The following is an 18,279-nucleotide window of genomic DNA, read 5'->3' on the forward strand; positions in this document are numbered from 1 at the left end:
AATCCGACACAGTTTAGACGAAATAGCGTAAATTATGTTTCTAGCTCCTTACTTCTCATCTCAAGAACACCAGTTCCAGTTTACCCGCGAGCAGGCAAGTCACTTTGCCAAAAAAGTGGCGGGCGACTTTAACCCTATCCACGACGAAGACAGCAAACGCTTCTGTGTGCCAGGCGATCTTCTGTTTGCGGTGCTGCTGCAAAAAGAAGGCATTAGCCAAAAGATGCACTTCAACTTCTCGGGTATGGTGAGTGACGGAACGGCACTTCACATTGAGAACAAGTGCAGCAAAGAAAGCGCCGTGGTTGACGCGTCAGGTAAAGAGTACCTGCACATGAACCGCGAAGGTGATGTTAGCCACAACGCCGCATTCATTGAACACGTGGTGACGAACTACGTACAGTTTTCAGGCATGAACTTCCCGCACATCATGGTGCCGCTGATGGAAGAGAAGCAAATGATGATCAACTGCCAGCGTCCGCTTGTCATATACGAAAGCATGGAAGTGGAATTCGATCACCTGAATCTGACTCACCCGGAAGTTGCGTTTACTGGCGCGACCTTTGATGTCGATGGCAAGCGTGGTCTCGTGACCCTGAACTTCGCGTTTAAAGAAGAAGGCCAAGTGGTCGGTAAAGGCGTGAAGCGCATGGTGGCCAGCGGCCTGAAACCCTACAGCCAAGAAGAGATTGACGATCTGGTGAATCGCTTCAACGAGCGAAAGGATGCCTTCCTGGCAAAGTTCGCTAAAGCGGCATAAAGAGAAAAAGCTCCCGAGGGAGCTTTTTTCATATCCAGCGACGCACGCGCGCTTTGTAATCCGTATAAGCCCGGCCGAACAAACGCTCGAGCACCCTCTCTTCCGGTTGAATCTGGAATCGGTTCATATAAATCACAAACAGCGCCACCACCAGTAGGCTGGCGACATTCTGATGCCAGTAAGCAAACCCGAGCAGAAGCAGCAACAGTGCCAGATACATCGGGTTGCGGCTGTAATGAAAAATTCCACTATCCACTACGGTTGATGCTTCATGCGGTTTGGTCGGATTCACCGTGGTCTTCGCGCGGCGAAACTGTACCACTCCCGCAATCCCGATCACACCGGACAACACAAAGCACGCCGCGAATACCAGGTATTTGAAAGGCAACGCCACATCCGCAAACATAAAGGCCTGAGCAAGGCGATTGACCATCACCAGCGCAATCAGAAACAGCGCCACAGGCGGGATTTTTAACTCAAGAAATCGCATAACCACTCCCATCATCTCTGCATTCAGTATATGCAAAGCGCGCCAGAAAGAACAAAGCCCGGCAAAGCCGGGCTTTCGATTACAGCAGAGCCAACAGCGCCTGCAACGGATGCTTCGGCTTAACCTGCTCAAAGCGTTTCACCTGACTGCGGCACGAGTAGCCGGTAATCAGGCAACGATCTTTTGGCAGCTTGTCTAAGCTTGGCTTCCAGCTCAGGCCATAAATGTCTTTCGACATTTGCAGCTTATCCACTTCGTGACCAAACGTACCCGCCATACCACAACAGCCGACCGGTACGGTTTGCAGCTTGGCTCCAAAGTGAGCAAAGATAGCGCCCCACTCTTTCTCGGCGTTTGGCATTTTGGTTTTCTCAGTACAGTGTGCCAGCAGATACCAAGGCTCGTCCGTAGCCGCTTCATGCGCGTCGAACTCACGCAGACGAGGTTGCAACCATTCGTGCACGGTCAGTACCTGATAGTCACCACGTTCAGCGCCCAACACTTCGACGTATTCGTCGCGGTAACACAGCACCAACGCCGGATCGACACCCACCATTGGAATATTCAGGTCCGCGACCTGTGACAGGAAGGCCGAGGTATTGGCCGCCGTGGTGCGAAACTGTTGCAGGAATCCTTTGATGTGCTGCGCTTTACCGTTTGGCTTGAACGGCAGCAGAATCGGCTTCTTACCCAACTTGATCGCCAGTGCGATGAAGTCTTCCACCACATCCGCATCGTAGTAGCTGGTGAACGGATCTTGCACAATGATCACGTGCTGATCGCGATCCGCCTGCGACAGCGACGCAAGACGCTGCAGGTCGAATTGCGCAACCGGGTGACGACGTGTGCGCTGAGCCAGCGTCGGCACTGACAACAGCGGTGCATCCACATACCCAACCGTCGACGCCGTCAGGCTTTGTACCCATTTCTGCGACATCACACCATTGACCAGCTTCGGTGCTTTACCCATCATCGGTAACATGGTTTCAATATTCGCCACCAAGTAATCCTTCACCGGACGTTGGTAACGGGAGTGATAAATGTTCAGGAAGCGCGAACGGAAACTCGGCACGTCCACTTTAATCGGACACTGACTGGCACACGCTTTACACGCCAAACAGCCATTCATCGCTTCATACACTTCATGTGAGAAGTCGTACTCGTGGCGTTTGTTCATGCGGTTACGCACGCGCTCAATCATGGTCTTGATGGTTGGTGCGGTTTCCAGCGTCTGTTTTTCCAGATCGAGAATATCGATGCCCTGCTCGGTCAGTTGGCGCAGCCATTCACGCACCAGACCAGCGCGGCCTTTTGGTGAATGACGGCGATCTGCGGTGACCTTCATCGACGGGCACATCGGCGAGCTGGTGTCGTAGTTAAAGCACAAGCCGTTACCATTACACTCCATCGCTTGCTTGAAGCTGTCGCGCACTTGCACGTCAATTTGACGGTCAAAGTAGCCGCGTTTGGTGTCAGACACTTTGACCAATTCAAAATTGGTGTCGAGTGGCGTACAAATTTTGCCCGGGTTCATCTTGTTATGCGGGTCAAACGCCGCTTTGACGCGACGTAACTCGGTAAACAGTTCGTCGCCGAAAAACTCAGGGCCGTATTCAGAGCGGTAACCTTTACCGTGCTCACCCCACATCAAACCGCCGTATTTCGCGACCAGTTTGACCACCTCATCCGAGACTTCATGCATCATCAGTTCTTGCTTAGGATCGCACATATCCAGCGCCGGACGCACATGCAGTACGCCTGCATCCACGTGACCGAACATGCCGTAAGCTAGGCCTTTTGAATCGAGTAACTGGCGGAATTCTGCGATGAAGTCTGCCAGATTTTCCGGCGGCACACAGGTATCTTCAGTAAACGGAACCGGCTTAGCACGACCTTTCGCCGCACCGAGCAGGCCAACCGCTTTTTTACGCATGTTGTAGATGCGGTTGATGCTTGGCAGATCGTCACACACCTGGAAGCCGATAATGCCCGCTTCCTGATTCTCAACCATCTTTTCTAAGCGTTCGGTCAGTTTTTCCACCTGCGATTTCACCAACGCTTCATCCTGGTCAGCAAACTCGACGATGTTGATGCCCTGCATCACTTTACCCGGGACGTCGGTGATCAAATCGCTCACGCTGTGCCAGACGATGTCTTCTTTAGCAAGGTTAAGCACTTTCGAATCGACCGTTTCCACCGACAGCGCGTTCGCTTCCACCATCACGGGCGCGTTGCGCAGTGCGGAGTCAAAGCTGTCATATTTAATGTTCACCAACGTACGGGCTTTCGGAATCGGAGTCAGGTTCAGTTTGGCTTCGGTAATAAACGCCAGTGACCCTTCCGCGCCACACAGCACACGGGTAATGTTGAACTGGTCCGTCTGCTCATCTATTGCATTTTTCAGATCGTAACCCGTCAGGAAACGGTTGAGCGGCGGGAATTTTTCCACAATCTGCGCACGTTTTTCACGGCATACCGCTTCGGTCACCTGCATAGCGACCGCCGCGTATTCACCTTCACTCGGCAAACCACGTGATAAATCGGTTTCCAGCACAGAGCCATCGGCAAATACCGCTTGCAGCGATAACACGTGATCCGATGTTTTACCGTATTTGAGTGAGCCTTGGCCGGACGCATCGGTATTGATCATGCCGCCCAGCGTGGCTCGGTTACTGGTCGAAAGATCGGGAGAAAAGAAGAAACCATAAGGGCGAACGGCATCGTTGAGCTGATCTTTAATCACGCCGGCCTGAACTCGAACCCAGCCTTCTTCCGGATTCACTTCCAGGATCTGGTTCATGTGACGCGACAGATCAACCACCACACCCTTAGTCAGCGACTGACCATTGGTGCCGGTACCGCCGCCACGGGCCGAAAACGTCACACGTTCAAATTCAGGTTTGGTGCTCAATTTACCGATCAGGGACACATCGTAGGTCGATTTCGGATGAATAACCGCTTGCGGCAGTTGCTGATACACACTGTTGTCGGTTGAAACAGCCAGACGGCTTGAATACTGAGTTTCAATGTCGCCGCTAAAGCCTGCTGCTTCCAGTTCATGCAAAAAGGTCAAAACAACTGGGTCGACATCGGATTGGAGGTGAAGTCTAGGTAACATTTGCTTCCTGCCCGTACTGCGCTGATCCTATCAGCTCTGGGTTGTGAGTTAATTTTGGAATTAATCTTTGAATCAGGTCACTTTACAACATTTAAAAAGGTGATCAAATCAGAATCTCAATGACAGAATGAAATGAAACGGAATTTTTTATCAACCTGCCCCAACAAGCACCAAACCGGGGTCATTTGGTACAAAAATGCGACACAAAACCGTGACGCAAACGTTTAGGTGGTCATTTTAGTCGAATTCGAAAAGTCAGATTTATTGAATGGTTTTACGATTTGGGCTGCCACTTGGTTGATGAAGGGTATATTCTTCTTATTCCGCTTTCGTCTTATCAGCATTTACGGACAAACACATGAAAAAAAACAAAATCGTCACCACTGAAGATATTTTGTTGAAACTTTGCCAATCAGTTTCAACCGTTCTGACTTCAGCCACAGGTTCTAACATCTCCTATTCTGCGATGGTGCAGAAGATCAACAAAACCTCATTGAAACCTGATTTCGGCTGCTTCGTTCTGTTTGACGGTGGCTTTACCGGTCTGGTGGTCATCAACTTTACCGCCAAAGCGGCGCTGGAAGTGTATACCAATTACATGCGCAACATGGGCATGCCAGAGGACGAACTGGCGGTGCTGCACACCTCGGACGAAGTGGGCGACGTGTTGGGCGAGCTGATGAACCAGCTGGTTGGTGACTTCACCAATAAAGTGCGCAAAGAGCTGCAAACCAACATCACTCAGAACCAACCGAAAATGCTGTCGTTGAACAAACAGGTGATTCTGTCGGTCGATACCAACCTCGATCGCCCGCAAGCGCGCCGCGTGACTTTCTCCACAGCAAACAACAACATCTTCTACCTTGAGCTAGCGATGGACAAAACGGAGTTCATCCAGTTGGAAGAGTTTGAAGTCCAAGAAGATGAAAGCCCGGATTCCATTCTTGAAGCGACCCAACAGAAAATGGCATCGAATAAAGAGTCTACCAAAAACAACGACATCGACCCTTCTGACCTGCTAGACGAGCTCGGTCTGTAATCTCTCAGGGCGTCAATCTTTCACGAGATTGGCGCCCTCGCTTTAATTTCCATGACAGAAACGTTAAAATGGCGGACTTTTCTTAATGCCGTAGAAACGTTTTTTGCATGTCGATGGATAAACAAAAAGCCCTCAAAAAAATCGCAAAATGCCTGGAATTGGGCAATTCAGCCAACGTGAACGAAGCCGCGAACGCCATCAAAATGGCCCATCGCCTAATGCTCAAGTATGGTCTGGATAAAGATGACATTGAGTTCATCAAAATGGGGAAGACTCAGTCGACGCACCTGCTGCCGGCTTCGATCTCTTCGGCCATTTTACGTGTCATTCGCGGTATCAACACCAAATTTGGTGTTGAAGCAGTGCTGCTTAATCACAAAGGCCTCAAACGCGTTGAATTTATCGGCGAAGCGGATCGCGCTATCTTTGCGGCGTTTGCATTCGACATCGTTTACCGCGAAATGAACGAACAAACGGGCCAGTTCCGCAACAGCTTTGCTGGCAGCGGCACGTCAAATCTGGAAGTTCAACGTCGCGTAAACTCCTTCCTCTCCGGTTGGGTCGAAGGCGCCCTGGAAAAACTGCCTGTCATCACACCAGATGAAGATTCCGCGAACAAGATCAACAGCTACATCGATAAAGAATTTAAAAATATCGACCGCGAAACCTTTAAGCAGCAATTGCGCGAAGCAATGAAGAACCTGACGGCCGACTATGAAGTCGGGCTGAAAAAGGGGCGTCGAATCTCGGTCAACCGTCCCATCGACGGCGGACAAGCTCCGAAGTTGTTAAAGTAAATCTTGCGTCAAACCTAGGTAAAATCGTCTAAGCTTGCATTGACGTGAACGCGCTTTTCTCGTTTATTGCGAGCGTAAAAAATAATGACTCACGGAGATGATGTTTTGAAAAAAATGACCCTGGCTCTAGCAGTGTTGATCGCGCTTTCTGGTTGTGCTGCCACACAACGCCAAAATGCCACAACGGGCGAAACGGAAACGAACTCAGCAACCAAAGGCGCTCTGATTGGTGCCCTTGCGGGCGCGGCGGTGGGCCTTGCCAGCGGCGATGATGCCAAAGAGCGACGTCAACGTGCGCTGATTGGTGCCGCAGGTGGCGCCGCTGTCGGCGGCGGCATTGGTTACTACTTCGACCAGCAAGAAGCCGCACTACGCCAAGAATTGCTGAACTCAGGCGTTCAGGTACAACGTGTCGGTGAAAACCAACTGCTGCTACGTATGCAAAACGGCATCGGTTTCCAGACCAACTCTTATCAGCTTGACTCTTCTATTCACAACACTTTGCGTGGCGTAGCAAAAATTCTGGTGGAATACCCGGATACCAGTCTGGTTATCGACGGTCATACGGACAGTACCGGTAGCGACACCACCAACCAGATTTTGTCAGAGCGTCGCGCTGAATCCGTTCGTTCATTCCTGCTTTCACAAGGTGTCGCCGCTGGCCGTGCTGTTGCTCGTGGCAATGGTGAACGTTACCCACTATGTTCAAACAGCACAGCGGAAGGCCGTTCATGTAACCGCCGTGTTGAGATTCAAATTCTACCGCTAAAATGATTTAATGCCCCGGCCACCTTTATGGGATGTGTCTGAACTTCAATGACTTAAAGCCTGGCCCTGTGCCGGGCTTTTTTATAGGGATCGATAAAAAGAATGAAGCGTGTTGTCCGAGGTTTGATGATTATCGCCAGTGTCATGCTACCGCTGAGTGCGCATGCCGATTTGTCGGAGCTGATCGCGCAAGCGAATCAGGGCGATCGCAACGCGCAATATCAACTCGCGATTGACTACCAAAGTGGTCAAACCACACCAGTAAGTCAGGACGATGCGTTTTATTGGTTCCAGCAAGCCGCGGAGTCCGGGCACCCTGCTGCCATGATTCAGCTCGCCAACACTTACCTCAGCGGCAGTGGTACAGAAAAAGATATCGACAAAGCGCTGCTCTGGCTGACCAAAGCGTTTGCCACGGGTAATCAGGATGCGGCAATCCAAATTGGCCAATTGTACGAGTCGCTCAATCGCTCTCCCGCGCCGCAAACGATGGCCGAGATTTGGTATCACACCGTTGCTGGCAGCAACCCCAAAGCAGAGCAGCTCTATACCCAATTGCTGGAACAGAAATTCAACCAGCAGCGCGCTCGCCAGGTTTCCTCCATCGAGCAACTGGAATCCACCATTGACCAGTCGGCAACTTCACAAGAGCCTACCGCGACCACCACCAACCACACCCAGAACCAGACCGAGAGTCTGATGAGCGATTACCTGTTCATTATTCTGTTTGTGCTGGTTATCGTTGCCCTGCTGTCGGTATACCGTTACGTCAAGCAAGCAAGGCAGCAGCAGTCGACCCAGGAGCAGGAAAAGCTGACGACTCAACTCAACGAGCAGTCGGGTGTGGTTAAGCAGCAGAAGCGACAACTGGATAAACTCTATCGTGAGTTGAAAAAGCTGCAATCGACGCAGGCAACGCAGAACCAGGATCATAAACTCGCCCTCGCCTGTGCCATGTTTGGCTTCCACCCTAGCCAACTGCCCGATGAGCGCAACGTCAAAATACGATACAAACAATTATCAAAAATTTACCACCCCGACATGAAGGGCAGTGAAGAAGAAATGAAGCGTTTGAACGGCGCATTAAAGATTATTATTAGTTACGTTAATAAATAGTTACAAATTCTTAATTCTGGCTTATAACGCCAGTCATCAATAGCTCCCAGCCCTTATAGCGCAATCGATTACCATCTCAAACAACATAACAAATACTTAACTTCCCCTCGGCGGATATGCGATAATCCGCCGCGAATTGAGCACCTGATCCAGGTGGGGAGAAAACATGTTCACAATCGAAGGCATTTGCGATTGGTGTAAACAACCAAGACTGCTGACCAAACACGAATATATCGACGGAAAATCACATCACTCTTGTGCAAACTGCAATGAGTTTGCTCGTATGGATGTACGACAATTTAATATTGCCGAACAAGCGTTCCGAGAGCGACAGGCCCAGCAGCCGCATTAAGACCTTAATCCGATGAAAAAGCGCCAGGACGGCGCTTTTTTGATCTCCGTTATTCTGCACTTTTCCCTTTCCGCAGCATTCCGACATCCCTCTGCTTGGTAAGCTGATAACAACGCCATTCCTGCGCAATACCGTCGTTTTACAGGCTATACAGGTATGCATCCAGTAGTAAACTACCGCTTTGATCACAAAACACCACACTAACAGAACAAAAAACAATCAGATCTAATTTTAAAAATAATTATAAATATCAGACAGATAAGCTAAATCCCCACTTAATCGAGCCGCAATTCGTGCAATCCATAAGCAAATTACTACTTGATCAGTACCGCATTTAATAATACTGTATACACATACAGCATGTATGAAAGGACAGTATTATGCTTCACGCAGATTTCAATACCACACGTTTTGTAAACCACACTTACAACACCACTCGTTACACCACACAAGGTGCTAACACCGGCATGATGTCTCGCCTGGCTAATTTATCGCAGCAGCAACAGTGGATTCTTTACACTGCTCAGTGCCCGCGTCCTCAATACGATGAGCTTGCCGCTCATCACGTACAGTGCAGAAAAATTATTCATATGAAGCCTTCTCAGTCTCAATCTGAAATCGAAATCGTGATGAAAGCGATTCAGTCCGGCAATGCCAGCGCGATTGTGGCCTCCGGTGAAATCGACATCGTCAGCCAGAAGCTACTGACTCAATTGGCTACGGAACATCACTGCGAAGTGTTCTTTCTGAGCAGCATGCAAACCGCTTTCCATTAATCTTTATTTTCACTGTCTTTTCCCCTCAGTTCCGGCTGAGGGGCTTTTCTATTTCTCTTCGTCATTCACACGTCTAGGAACCTTTGTCGCTGTACACACCTCTGGCCAGACAGTGTGCTGAGTTATTTAGGCAAACGTTTGCTTTTTCTCTGGCGACAGAAAATAGTTCTGGTATGATGCGCTCAGTATTTGATATCTCATCCCGTTTTTACGCTACGGATATCTTCTCTCAACGACGTTTGAAATAAGATAGGAATGTCTAAATGAGCCTTGCTGACCAAGTTCTTGCCGTCAATGACGACCTCCCAATCCGCACTAACCAACCTGTTCACAGCGGAAAAGTCCGCTCGGTATACTGGCTGACTGAAGAAGACAGCCGTCGCCTGATCAAAGAAAAAGGCTACAACGTGGCCGAAGATGCGCCGTTGGCCATCATGGTGATCAGTGACCGAATTTCTGCTTTTGACTGTATCTGGCACGCCGAAGGCGGCGTAAAAGGCGTTCCGGGCAAAGGTGCGGCACTGAACGCGATTTCAAACCACTGGTTTAAGCTATTTCAAGAAAATGGTCTGGCCGACAGCCATATTCTGGACATCCCTCACCCGTTTGTGTGGATCGTACAAAAAGCCAAACCAATCAAGATTGAAGCGATTTGCCGCAAGTACATTACCGGTTCTATGTGGCGTGCGTACTCAAAAGGCGAACGTGAATTCTGTGGTATTGAGCTGCCAGAAGGTCTGGAGAAAGATAAAGCGCTGCCAGAACTGCTGATGACGCCATCGACCAAAGGTATTCTGAAAGGCATTCCAGGCGTGCCGGAAGCGGACGACGTCAACATCACACGTCAGAACATTGAAGATAACTTTGCGGCATTCAATTTCAGCAAAGCGTCGGACATCGCACTGTACGAAAAACTGCTGAAAGAAGGCTTTGGCGTGATCAGCGATGCACTGAAAGCGATTGGTCAGATTTTCGTCGACACCAAGTTTGAATTTGGCTACGTGACCGATGCCAATGGCGTTGAAAAGCTGATCTATATGGATGAAGTGGGTACGCCAGACTCTTCTCGCATTTGGGATGAGCAGGAATACCAAGCGGGTAAGATTGTCGAAAACTCAAAAGAAGGGTTCCGTCAGTTCCTGCTGAACTACTTCCCGGATCCAGACATTCTGCTCAACAAAGAGCGCATGTCTGAGCGTGAAGCACTCGCACGTGACAACGCGCTGCCTCTGGAATCACTGATGGATATCTCGCGCACTTACCTTGGTATTGCCGAGAAAATCGTCGGCCATAAGATTGAGCTGAGCACGAATCCAAAACAGGAAATCATCGACGTACTGGCAAAAGAGTACGGTTTGATCGATTAAGTGTTTCATCCCGCATGAAATAGAAAAACGGTCCCGCTAATTCAGCCGGACCGTTTTTGTTTGTGTCGATTTGAAGCAAGCGCGATTGAAAACCACCCATCGCGCTCGCTTTTATCGACAGGCCATACCTTCGATCTGCCTCAATGAGATCAGCATCAGTTAGATTAGCGTGCTCAGTGCTTGCTTCACTTTGTCTAAGCCTTCACGCAGTACGTCTGCCTCAATCGTCAGTGGTGGCAGGAAGCGAATCACGTTGCCTTTCACGCCACACGAAAGCAGGACAACGCCCTGATCGCGCGCCGCAGCCACCAACGATCTCGTCAGTTCGGCCATCGGTTTGCCGTCGTTCGGGTCAATAAACTCCATCGCGATCATTGCGCCCAAATTGCGCACATCCCCGATTTGTGGCCAGCGTTGCTGCCACGATTTCAGTTCGGTTGTCATCACTTCACCGATATCCAGCGCTTTTTCACACAAACGCTCTTCTTCGATGATCTTGAGCACTTCCAGACCCGCCACACAGCCCAGCGGAGAACCCGCATACGTGCCGCCCAAACCACCCGGCGCTGCCGAATCCATCACTTGTGCTTTCCCCACCACGGCTGAAATCGGGAATCCGCCCGCAATGCCTTTGGCCATGGTCATCAGATCTGGTTCAATACCCAGATATTCGGTGGCAAACAGTTTGCCGGTACGAGCAAAACCCGTCTGAATTTCGTCGGCGATCAGCATGATGCCGTGACGATTACACAGCTCGCGCAGTGCATGAGCAAACGCTGGGGGAGCGGCGTAGAAGCCGCCCTCTCCCTGCACAGGTTCAAAGATGATCGCGGCCACACGTGAGGGCTCGATATCACACGCGAACAGATCATCCAGCGCCTGTAAACTTTGCTCAATAGAAATGCCGTGTACGTCATTCGGGTACGGCACGTGGAAGATTTCGCCCGGGAACGGACCAAAGCTGCTCTTGTAGGGCGCCACTTTGCCCGTCAGTCCCATGGTCATGTTAGTGCGGCCGTGGAAGCCGCCTTTAAAAGCAATGACGCCCGGCCGACCGGTGTGGGCACGTGCGACTTTCACGGCGTTTTCTACCGCTTCAGCGCCAGTGGTCAGAAAGATCGCTTTCTTCTCCGAAGGGCCCGGCGCGCGGCGCGTCAGCTCTTCAGCCAGCTCGATGAATGACGCATACGGCGTCACCATCGAACAGGTGTGGGAGAAACGCTGTAATTGCGCGGTCACGGCGGCCACAATGCGCGGGTGCGAATGACCCGTGTTGTTGACCGCAATCCCCGCAGCGAAATCGATGTAACGATTGCCTTCGATGTCCCACAGCTGCGCGTTGTTCGCTTTTTCCACGTAAATCGGACTCTGGTTCGCCATACCATTGGCGATCACCTGCTGCTTTCTTTCCTGCCATTGAGAGTTATTCATCGCTATGTTCCTTATCCTTTGAGTCCGCCAAAGCAGAGGTATTTGATGTCCAGGTATTCGTCGATGCCTTGTTTGGCACCTTCCCGGCCGATGCCGGATTGTTTGACGCCGCCAAATGGAGCGACTTCAGTTGAAATCATGCCGTCGTTGATGCCGACCATGCCGTATTCAAGTGCTTCCGCGACCTGCCAAATGCGGGCAATGTTCTGGCTGTAGAAGTACGCCGCCAAGCCGTAAATGGTGTCGTTGGCCATCTCAATCAATTCAGCGTCGCTGTGGAAACGAATCACTGGCGCAACCGGGCCGAAGATCTCTTCCTGCACGATGTCCATATCGTGGCGAACATCAGTCAGAATGCAAGGCTGAATAAACAGACCATCCAGCGACGCTTTGCCCGTCAATTGAGTCGCGCCCTGCTCAACCGCAGTTTCGATCAGCGCCAAAATGTTCTCTTTGGCCTTTTGCTCAATGACCGGACCGACCGTCACGCCGTCATCCAAGCCATTGCCCACGACGAGTTTTTCCACTTCTTGTTTGAAACGATTGACGAACGTGTCGTAGACGGAGTCATGCACGTAGAAACGGTTTGCGCACACGCAGGTCTGCCCGGCATTACGAAACTTTGATGCCATCGCGCCTTTGACCGCCAGTTCAATGTCCGCATCGTCAAACACGATGAATGGCGCGTTGCCGCCAAGTTCCATCGACATGCGTTTCACACTGCCCGCGCACTGCGCCATCAGCAGACGTCCAACCTGAGTTGAACCGGTAAACGACAACTTGCGAATCAGCGGGCTGGCGGTAAACACCTCACCAATCATGGACGACGATTCATTGACCACCAGCTGCAACACATCGCGCGGTACACCCGCCTGATACGCCAGCTCTGCAACCGCATAGGCCGACAGCGGCGTCTGGTTGGCCGGTTTGCAGATGAACGCGCAGCCGGCCGCCAGTGCTGGCGCCGCTTTGCGTGTGATCATCGCAATCGGAAAGTTCCAAGGCGTGATTGCACAAGCCACACCGATCGGCTGTTTGATGGTGACGATGCGCTTGTCACTGGCTGGCGCAGGGATGGACTCGCCATACGTACGCTTGCCCTCTTCGGCAAACCACTGAATGAAACTGGCGCCGTACGCCACTTCACCCTTGGCTTCCGCCAGCGGTTTACCCTGCTCCATCGTCATCAGGCGACCGAGATCCTCCTGATTGGCCATGATCAAGTCATACCAACGCTCAAGAATGGCACCGCGCTCTTTCGCGGTGCGCGTTTGCCACGATTTTTGTGCCAAATGTGCACGTTCAATCGCATCCAGAATTTCGCCTTCACTTTGAGTCGGAAGGTAGCCTAAAACGTCGCCGGTCGCCGGATTTGAGACGGCCAACTCCATGCCGCAGGGTTCACCAAGGAACGCCAGCAGCGCTTTATTTTTTATCTGTTCCATTTTGTTTACCTGAGTGACGTATTAACGAGCGGCGGGAATCTGCTGGGTAATACAGTGTATGTTGCCGCCACCAAGCAGGATTTCTCGCGTGGCGACGCCAATGATCTCGTAATCGGGCAGCGCCGTTTGCAGTACCGCGATCGCTTTGCTATCCATCGTGTCATCCAGCAGCGGCAGAAAAATGCTCTGGTTACACATCAGAAAATTCGCGTATGAGCCGCCGAGTCGTTCACCCGCCGCGCGCTTCATTCCTTGTGAAGCCGCAATGCCCGCAGCTTCATGTTCATCAAGATAGAGCGGCCCGGGAATCGGCAGCTTGTGCACCACAATGCGCCGGCCCTGTGCGTCGGTTTCACGCTTGAGCACATCGTACGCTTGGCGCGAAATCGCATACTGCGGATCCGATGCATCGTCGCACCAACTGAGCACTACTTCGCCCGGCGCAATCACGTGCATCAGGTTGTCGACGTGGCCGTCAGTTTCGTCGTTAAACAGACCGCGAGGCAGCCAAATCACTTTGCGAATGCCAAGATATTGCGCCAGTTGTGCTTCAATCTCTTCACGGCTGAGGTGCGGGTTACGCCCCGGAGAGAGTAAACACTCTTCCGTGGTATACAACGTGCCTTCGCCATCGGTGTGAATCGCGCCGCCTTCCAGCACAAACGGCGCTTGGTAGTGATCGACGTTCAGCTGATTGCAGATCTGTCCCGCCACTTGATCGTCCTCGCTCCAGTGCGCATACAATCCATTGTATTCACCGCCCCAGGCGTTGAACTGCCAGCTGATGCCACGACGTTCGCCGTCGGAGTTCACTACCATCGTCGGGCCGATATCGCGCATCCAGGCATCGTTGTATGCCATTTCCACCACCGAAATCGGCTCAGGTAGCAACGCACGCGCCGCCTCAAGATAATCCGCGATGACCGCGACGGTGACTTTGGCTTTGCGGCTGATCGCCGTCGCGACATCCGCAAAAGCGCGCTGCGCATGCTCGCCGTTGTCGCGCCAGTTGTCCGGGCGAGACGGCCACGCCATCCAAACTTGCTCCTGCGGCGCAAATTCGGCCGGGAAGTAAAATCCGTTCTCTTTAGGTGTGCCGGTAAGTTCCATATCCGACCTCCGCGTTATTTTCCGGTCAGCGACTGAATCGCGCCGTAAAGGTCCGGACGACGGTCGCGGAACAAGCCCCAGCTATGACGCGCCTGAGCAGTTTGCTCAAGGTCGATGGTCGCATAGAGGATGGTCTCTTCATGGCGCTCCGCTTCCGCCAATTTCTTGCCGGTGTGGTCGGTGATAAATGACGAGCCGTAGAAGGTGGTTTCGATGCCATCATCGGTTTCAACGCCAGTGCGGTTAGACGCAATCACCGGCACCAAATTCGCCGCCGAGTGGCCTTGCATGGTGCGCTGCCAATGGTCGCGTGAATCCAACGTGGGATCTTGTGGCTCCGAGCCGATGGCAGTGGGGTAAAAAATGGCTTCCGCGCCCGCCAGTGCTAGGCTGCGCGCCAACTCGGGGAACCATTGATCCCAGCAGATGCCGACACCAAAACGACCAAAACGGGTATCCCACACTTTGAAGCCGGTATCGCCGGGGCTGAAGTAGAATTTTTCGCTGTAGCCCGGCCCATCAGGAATGTGCGATTTGCGGTAGTTGTCCAGCACCGTGCCGTCCGCATCCACCATCACCAGTGAGTTGAAAAAGCTGTTGCCCGCTTTTTCAAAGTAAGACACCGGAATCACCACGTTGAACTCTTTCGCCAGCAGGCTCATCTCTTTAATCAGGCGGCACTGGTCAGTTTCCTCGGCCAGCGAGAAATATTTCGCTTCCTGCTTTTTGCAGAAATACGGCGCGGCAATCAGCTCCTGCAGGACTACCACATTCGCGCCATGTGACGCGGCTTCAGCCACCGCCAGACGGATTTTGTTCAGGTTCTCTTCCATATTCCAGGAGATCGCCAACTGAACGGAAGCAAACGTTACGTTTCTAGACATTGGATTTTTCCTTTTACCCGCAGGCTGGTTAGATAGCTAATTTATCGCGAAGGTTGTAGTAAGCAGCGCCGAGCGCAGTGAACGGCACCTGGAAGTGGCGTCCGCCCGGGAAGGCGTAATGTTTGAGCGATGCAAAGGCATCGAAACGCTCAGCGTGTCCGGTCAGTGCTTCTGCCAGCAATTTGCCCGCCAGATGCGTGCACGTCACGCCGTGGCCGCTGTAGCCTTGCAGGTAATAGATGTTATCGGCAAAGGCACCGAACTGCGGCATACGCGAGTAAGTCAGCAGGAAGTTACCCGTCCAGGCAAAGTCTATTTTCTTGCCTTTGAGCTGTGGAAACACGGTTTCCATCTTCGGACGAATCAGTTTTTCGATGTCGTTTGGATCGCGCGCGCCGTACACCACACCACCCCCAAACAGCATGCGGTTGTCGGCCGTGAGGCGGAAATAATCCAGCAGATAGTTACAATCTTCGACACAGTAACGCTGTGGCAGCAGCTCGCTTGCCAATTCATCACTCAGCACTTCGGTAGTCACAATCTGAGTGCCGCACGGAATCGCCTTGTTGCTGATATTGGGAGCTAAACCGCCAAGATACGCGTTGCCAGCCAACACCAGATATTTGGCTTTGACCGACCCGTTCGCCGTGTGTGCGATAGGGTTCGTCCCTTTTTCGATGCGCGTGACTGCCGACTGTTCAAAGATCTGGCCGCCGAGAGATAAAATCACTTCGGCTTCGCCCAGCGCCAGTTTCAGCGGATGAATGTGACCGCCACGCATGTCAAGCAAGCCGCCTTCGTAGGCATCGGTGCCGACCATAGTTTGCAGCTCTTGTTTGTCCAGCAGCGTCAGATCGTGGTTGCCGTAGCGTTCCCAGTGATGTTTGTGCGCGGCGAGCCCGGCTTGCTGCTTCTTGTTGACCGAGGTAAACAGGCCGCCCTGACGGTAATCACAATCGATGTTGTGGTCTTTGATCAGGCCGCGAATGATGTCGCCGCCTTCAAAAATCATGCTACACAGTGATTGCGCTACATCCGGTGAGTAACGTTTTTCGATCACTTCCACGTCACGACTGTAGCTATTCACAATTTGGCCGCCGTTGCGACCGGTGGCACCAAAGCCCACTTTGGCACTTTCCAGCACCACGACTTTGAAACCTTTCTGCGCCAGATGCAGCGCTGAAGAGAGGCCACTGAATCCAGCGCCAACAATACAGATATCGCACTCCATGTCGCCTTCAAGCACAGGGAAATCACGATGGTAATTCGCCGTTGCGGCGTAATATGAACTGGTATGATTAATCACAGCTAACTCCTTTTAGTACGAGCCCAGACGTAGCCAGGTCGTCTTCACTTCCGTAAATTTTTCCAATGCGTGCAGCGATTTGTCGCGTCCGTTGCCACTCTGTTTGAACCCACCGAAAGGCACAGTCATGTCGCCTTCGTTGTAGTTGTTGATCCACACCGAACCCGCTTCCAGTTTGCGCGCCACGCGGTGAGCGCGGTCGAGATCGGAGGTCCACAATGCCGCGCCCAATCCGTATGGGGAGTCATTGGCAATCTGAATCGCTTCTTCTTCGGTCGAGAATGGGATCACACACAATACCGGGCCAAAAATCTCTTCCTGCGCCACGGTCATGTCGTTGGTGATGTTATCGAGAATGACCGGTGACACAAACGCGCCTTTGCATTGCACACTGCCACCGCATAATTGGGTTGCGCCCTCTTCCACGCCCTGACGAATGTAGCTCAGCACCTTGTTCTTGTGCTCTTGGTCAATCAGCGCGCCCATGCTGCTGCTTGGGTCGAGTGGATCTTTCGGAGTGAAGGCTTCGCTCGCGGCAATCACTTTACGCACAAACTCTTCTTTGATGCTCTCGTGCACCAGCAAGCGGGTCGCCGCGACACAGACTTCGCCTTGGTTGTAGAAGCAGCCGGCCGCCGTTTCTTGCGCTGCTTTATCTAAGTTTTTATAGTCAGCGAACACGATGTTGGCGTTCTTGCCGCCCGCTTCCGCCCATACGCGCTTCATATTGGACTCGCCAGAGCAGATCATCAGTTGGCGAGCGACACGCGTGGAACCGGTGAACGCAATACAATCGACGTCATGATGACGCGCCAGCGCATCGCCCACTTCGTGGCCAAAACCAGGCAGAACTTGAAAAACACCATTGGGCAGCCCGGCTTGTTGCGCCAGTTGACCAAGGAAGATAGCGGTGAGGGGCGATTTCTCTGACGGTTTGAGGATCACGCTGTTGCCTGCCGCCAATGCCGGACCAATTTTCCAGCACGCGAGCCACAACGGGAAGTTCCAAGGAACGATGGCGGCCACTACGCCGACCGCCTGATGAGTAATGTAGGCGTGAACATTGTGTTCGGTGGTCGCGACCTCGCCGTAAATCTTGTCGATGGCCTCCGCATACCAACGGAGGCAGGACGCCGCGCCGGGAATGTCAGTCTGATAGCTGTGACTGATGGGTTTTCCTGTATCTAAGGTCTCCAGCAGAGCCAGAGTCTCTTTCTCCTGTTCAATCAGATCCGCCAGTTTGAGCAGAACCTGTTTTCTCGCTGCCGGTGACTGACCGGTCCATTCTCCGCTTCGGAAAGCGCCCTTTGCATACTCAACTGCGGCTATTGCATCCTGATCACTGCATCGCGCCACATAGGCGATGACTTCTTCAGTGGCGGGGTTGATGACTTCAAACGTCTCGCCGCTGAGTGAATCCTGATATTGACCATTGATGAAGGCTCGTCCTTCAATATTGTGTTGCTGCCGCAAATCCATCCATTGCTGTTGAGTTCTCATCACGCTTCCTTAACAAAGAA

At 52.1% G+C, this 18,279-nt stretch carries 16 protein-coding genes; 8 read left to right on the plus strand and 8 right to left on the minus strand.

Features of this window, described 5'->3' with window-relative positions; translation table 11 throughout:
- Positions 1–34 precede the first annotated feature (34 nt).
- Positions 35–760: a DUF3581 domain-containing protein gene (locus DYA43_RS08180; RefSeq protein ID WP_020431467.1), complete on the plus strand. Its 726-nt coding sequence runs from the start codon at positions 35–37 to the stop codon at positions 758–760.
- 28 nt (positions 761–788) lie between these two features.
- Here DYA43_RS08180 and DYA43_RS08185 read toward each other — a convergent pair whose 3' ends face one another.
- Both DYA43_RS08185 and ydiJ read right to left on the minus strand, forming a co-directional pair.
- On the minus strand, positions 789–1,250 hold the full coding sequence (locus DYA43_RS08185) for a methyltransferase family protein (RefSeq protein WP_020327623.1): 462 nt from the start codon (positions 1,248–1,250) through the stop codon (positions 789–791).
- A 79-nt stretch (positions 1,251–1,329) separates the two neighbouring features.
- Positions 1,330–4,368: a D-2-hydroxyglutarate dehydrogenase YdiJ gene (ydiJ, locus tag DYA43_RS08190; protein ID WP_038157155.1), complete on the minus strand. Its 3,039-nt coding sequence runs from the start codon at positions 4,366–4,368 to the stop codon at positions 1,330–1,332.
- A 358-nt stretch (positions 4,369–4,726) separates the two neighbouring features.
- On the opposite strand from ydiJ, the gene DYA43_RS08195 reads away from it, so the two are divergent.
- From DYA43_RS08195 to DYA43_RS08225, 7 genes are all read left to right on the plus strand, one after another.
- On the plus strand, positions 4,727–5,407 hold the full coding sequence (locus tag DYA43_RS08195) for a DUF3334 family protein (protein ID WP_020327627.1): 681 nt from the start codon (positions 4,727–4,729) through the stop codon (positions 5,405–5,407).
- Positions 5,408–5,520: 113 nt separating this feature from the next.
- A complete protein-coding gene (locus DYA43_RS08200; protein ID WP_032080123.1) occupies positions 5,521–6,204 on the plus strand; it encodes a DUF2786 domain-containing protein in 684 nt (227 codons plus the stop codon).
- Positions 6,205–6,309: 105 nt separating this feature from the next.
- Positions 6,310–6,978 (plus strand): YiaD family glycine zipper/OmpA-like lipoprotein, encoded by a 669-nt coding sequence (locus DYA43_RS08205; protein ID WP_038126988.1) that lies wholly within the window; start codon positions 6,310–6,312, stop codon positions 6,976–6,978.
- A 96-nt stretch (positions 6,979–7,074) separates the two neighbouring features.
- Positions 7,075–8,088 carry a J domain-containing protein gene (locus DYA43_RS08210; protein ID WP_061056603.1) on the plus strand — a complete coding sequence of 338 codons (1,014 nt, stop codon included), beginning with the start codon at positions 7,075–7,077 and terminating at the stop codon, positions 8,086–8,088.
- 166 nt (positions 8,089–8,254) lie between these two features.
- Complete coding sequence (locus tag DYA43_RS08215) at positions 8,255–8,440, plus strand: hypothetical protein (protein ID WP_020327630.1); 186 nt, start codon at positions 8,255–8,257, stop codon at positions 8,438–8,440.
- A 380-nt stretch (positions 8,441–8,820) separates the two neighbouring features.
- Complete coding sequence (locus tag DYA43_RS08220; RefSeq protein ID WP_055451957.1) at positions 8,821–9,216, plus strand: hypothetical protein; 396 nt, start codon at positions 8,821–8,823, stop codon at positions 9,214–9,216.
- A 263-nt stretch (positions 9,217–9,479) separates the two neighbouring features.
- Positions 9,480–10,583, plus strand: a complete 1,104-nt coding sequence (locus tag DYA43_RS08225) for a phosphoribosylaminoimidazolesuccinocarboxamide synthase (RefSeq protein ID WP_061056604.1) — start codon at positions 9,480–9,482, stop codon at positions 10,581–10,583.
- A gap of 159 nt (positions 10,584–10,742) precedes the next feature.
- Here DYA43_RS08225 and gabT read toward each other — a convergent pair whose 3' ends face one another.
- Genes gabT through DYA43_RS08255 form a run of 6 tightly spaced genes read right to left on the minus strand, consistent with a single transcriptional unit; the run spans position 10,743 to position 18,259 of the window.
- Positions 10,743–12,014, minus strand: a complete 1,272-nt coding sequence (gabT, locus tag DYA43_RS08230) for a 4-aminobutyrate--2-oxoglutarate transaminase (protein WP_020327633.1) — start codon at positions 12,012–12,014, stop codon at positions 10,743–10,745.
- A gap of 11 nt (positions 12,015–12,025) precedes the next feature.
- A complete protein-coding gene (locus DYA43_RS08235) occupies positions 12,026–13,459 on the minus strand; it encodes an NAD-dependent succinate-semialdehyde dehydrogenase (RefSeq protein ID WP_061056605.1) in 1,434 nt (477 codons plus the stop codon).
- A gap of 21 nt (positions 13,460–13,480) precedes the next feature.
- Positions 13,481–14,569 (minus strand): agmatine deiminase, encoded by a 1,089-nt coding sequence (gene aguA / locus DYA43_RS08240; RefSeq protein ID WP_061056606.1) that lies wholly within the window; start codon positions 14,567–14,569, stop codon positions 13,481–13,483.
- A gap of 14 nt (positions 14,570–14,583) precedes the next feature.
- On the minus strand, positions 14,584–15,453 hold the full coding sequence (gene aguB, locus DYA43_RS08245) for an N-carbamoylputrescine amidase (protein ID WP_020327636.1): 870 nt from the start codon (positions 15,451–15,453) through the stop codon (positions 14,584–14,586).
- Positions 15,454–15,481: 28 nt separating this feature from the next.
- Entirely contained in the window at positions 15,482–16,759 is a 1,278-nt protein-coding gene (locus DYA43_RS08250) for an NAD(P)/FAD-dependent oxidoreductase (protein WP_061056607.1), read from the minus strand.
- A 12-nt stretch (positions 16,760–16,771) separates the two neighbouring features.
- Complete coding sequence (locus tag DYA43_RS08255) at positions 16,772–18,259, minus strand: aldehyde dehydrogenase (protein ID WP_061056608.1); 1,488 nt, start codon at positions 18,257–18,259, stop codon at positions 16,772–16,774.
- Positions 18,260–18,279: the final 20 nt, after the last annotated feature.

The sequence above is a fragment of the Vibrio fluvialis genome (assembly GCF_900460245.1).
GTDB classification, from domain to species: Bacteria; Pseudomonadota; Gammaproteobacteria; order Enterobacterales; family Vibrionaceae; genus Vibrio; species Vibrio fluvialis.

Coding starts and splice junctions, on each gene's coding strand:
- DYA43_RS08180 (WP_020431467.1), top strand. CDS start 35: ATGTTTCTAGCTCCTTACTTCTCATCTCAAGAACACCAGTTCCAGTTT.
- DYA43_RS08185 (WP_020327623.1), bottom strand. CDS start 1,250: ATGCGATTTCTTGAGTTAAAAATCCCGCCTGTGGCGCTGTTTCTGATT.
- ydiJ (WP_038157155.1), bottom strand. CDS start 4,368: ATGTTACCTAGACTTCACCTCCAATCCGATGTCGACCCAGTTGTTTTG.
- DYA43_RS08195 (WP_020327627.1), top strand. CDS start 4,727: ATGAAAAAAAACAAAATCGTCACCACTGAAGATATTTTGTTGAAACTT.
- DYA43_RS08200 (WP_032080123.1), top strand. CDS start 5,521: ATGGATAAACAAAAAGCCCTCAAAAAAATCGCAAAATGCCTGGAATTG.
- DYA43_RS08210 (WP_061056603.1), top strand. CDS start 7,075: ATGAAGCGTGTTGTCCGAGGTTTGATGATTATCGCCAGTGTCATGCTA.
- DYA43_RS08215 (WP_020327630.1), top strand. CDS start 8,255: ATGTTCACAATCGAAGGCATTTGCGATTGGTGTAAACAACCAAGACTG.
- DYA43_RS08220 (WP_055451957.1), top strand. CDS start 8,821: ATGCTTCACGCAGATTTCAATACCACACGTTTTGTAAACCACACTTAC.
- DYA43_RS08225 (WP_061056604.1), top strand. CDS start 9,480: ATGAGCCTTGCTGACCAAGTTCTTGCCGTCAATGACGACCTCCCAATC.
- gabT (WP_020327633.1), bottom strand. CDS start 12,014: ATGAATAACTCTCAATGGCAGGAAAGAAAGCAGCAGGTGATCGCCAAT.
- DYA43_RS08235 (WP_061056605.1), bottom strand. CDS start 13,459: ATGGAACAGATAAAAAATAAAGCGCTGCTGGCGTTCCTTGGTGAACCC.
- aguA (WP_061056606.1), bottom strand. CDS start 14,569: ATGGAACTTACCGGCACACCTAAAGAGAACGGATTTTACTTCCCGGCC.
- aguB (WP_020327636.1), bottom strand. CDS start 15,453: ATGTCTAGAAACGTAACGTTTGCTTCCGTTCAGTTGGCGATCTCCTGG.
- DYA43_RS08255 (WP_061056608.1), bottom strand. CDS start 18,259: ATGAGAACTCAACAGCAATGGATGGATTTGCGGCAGCAACACAATATT.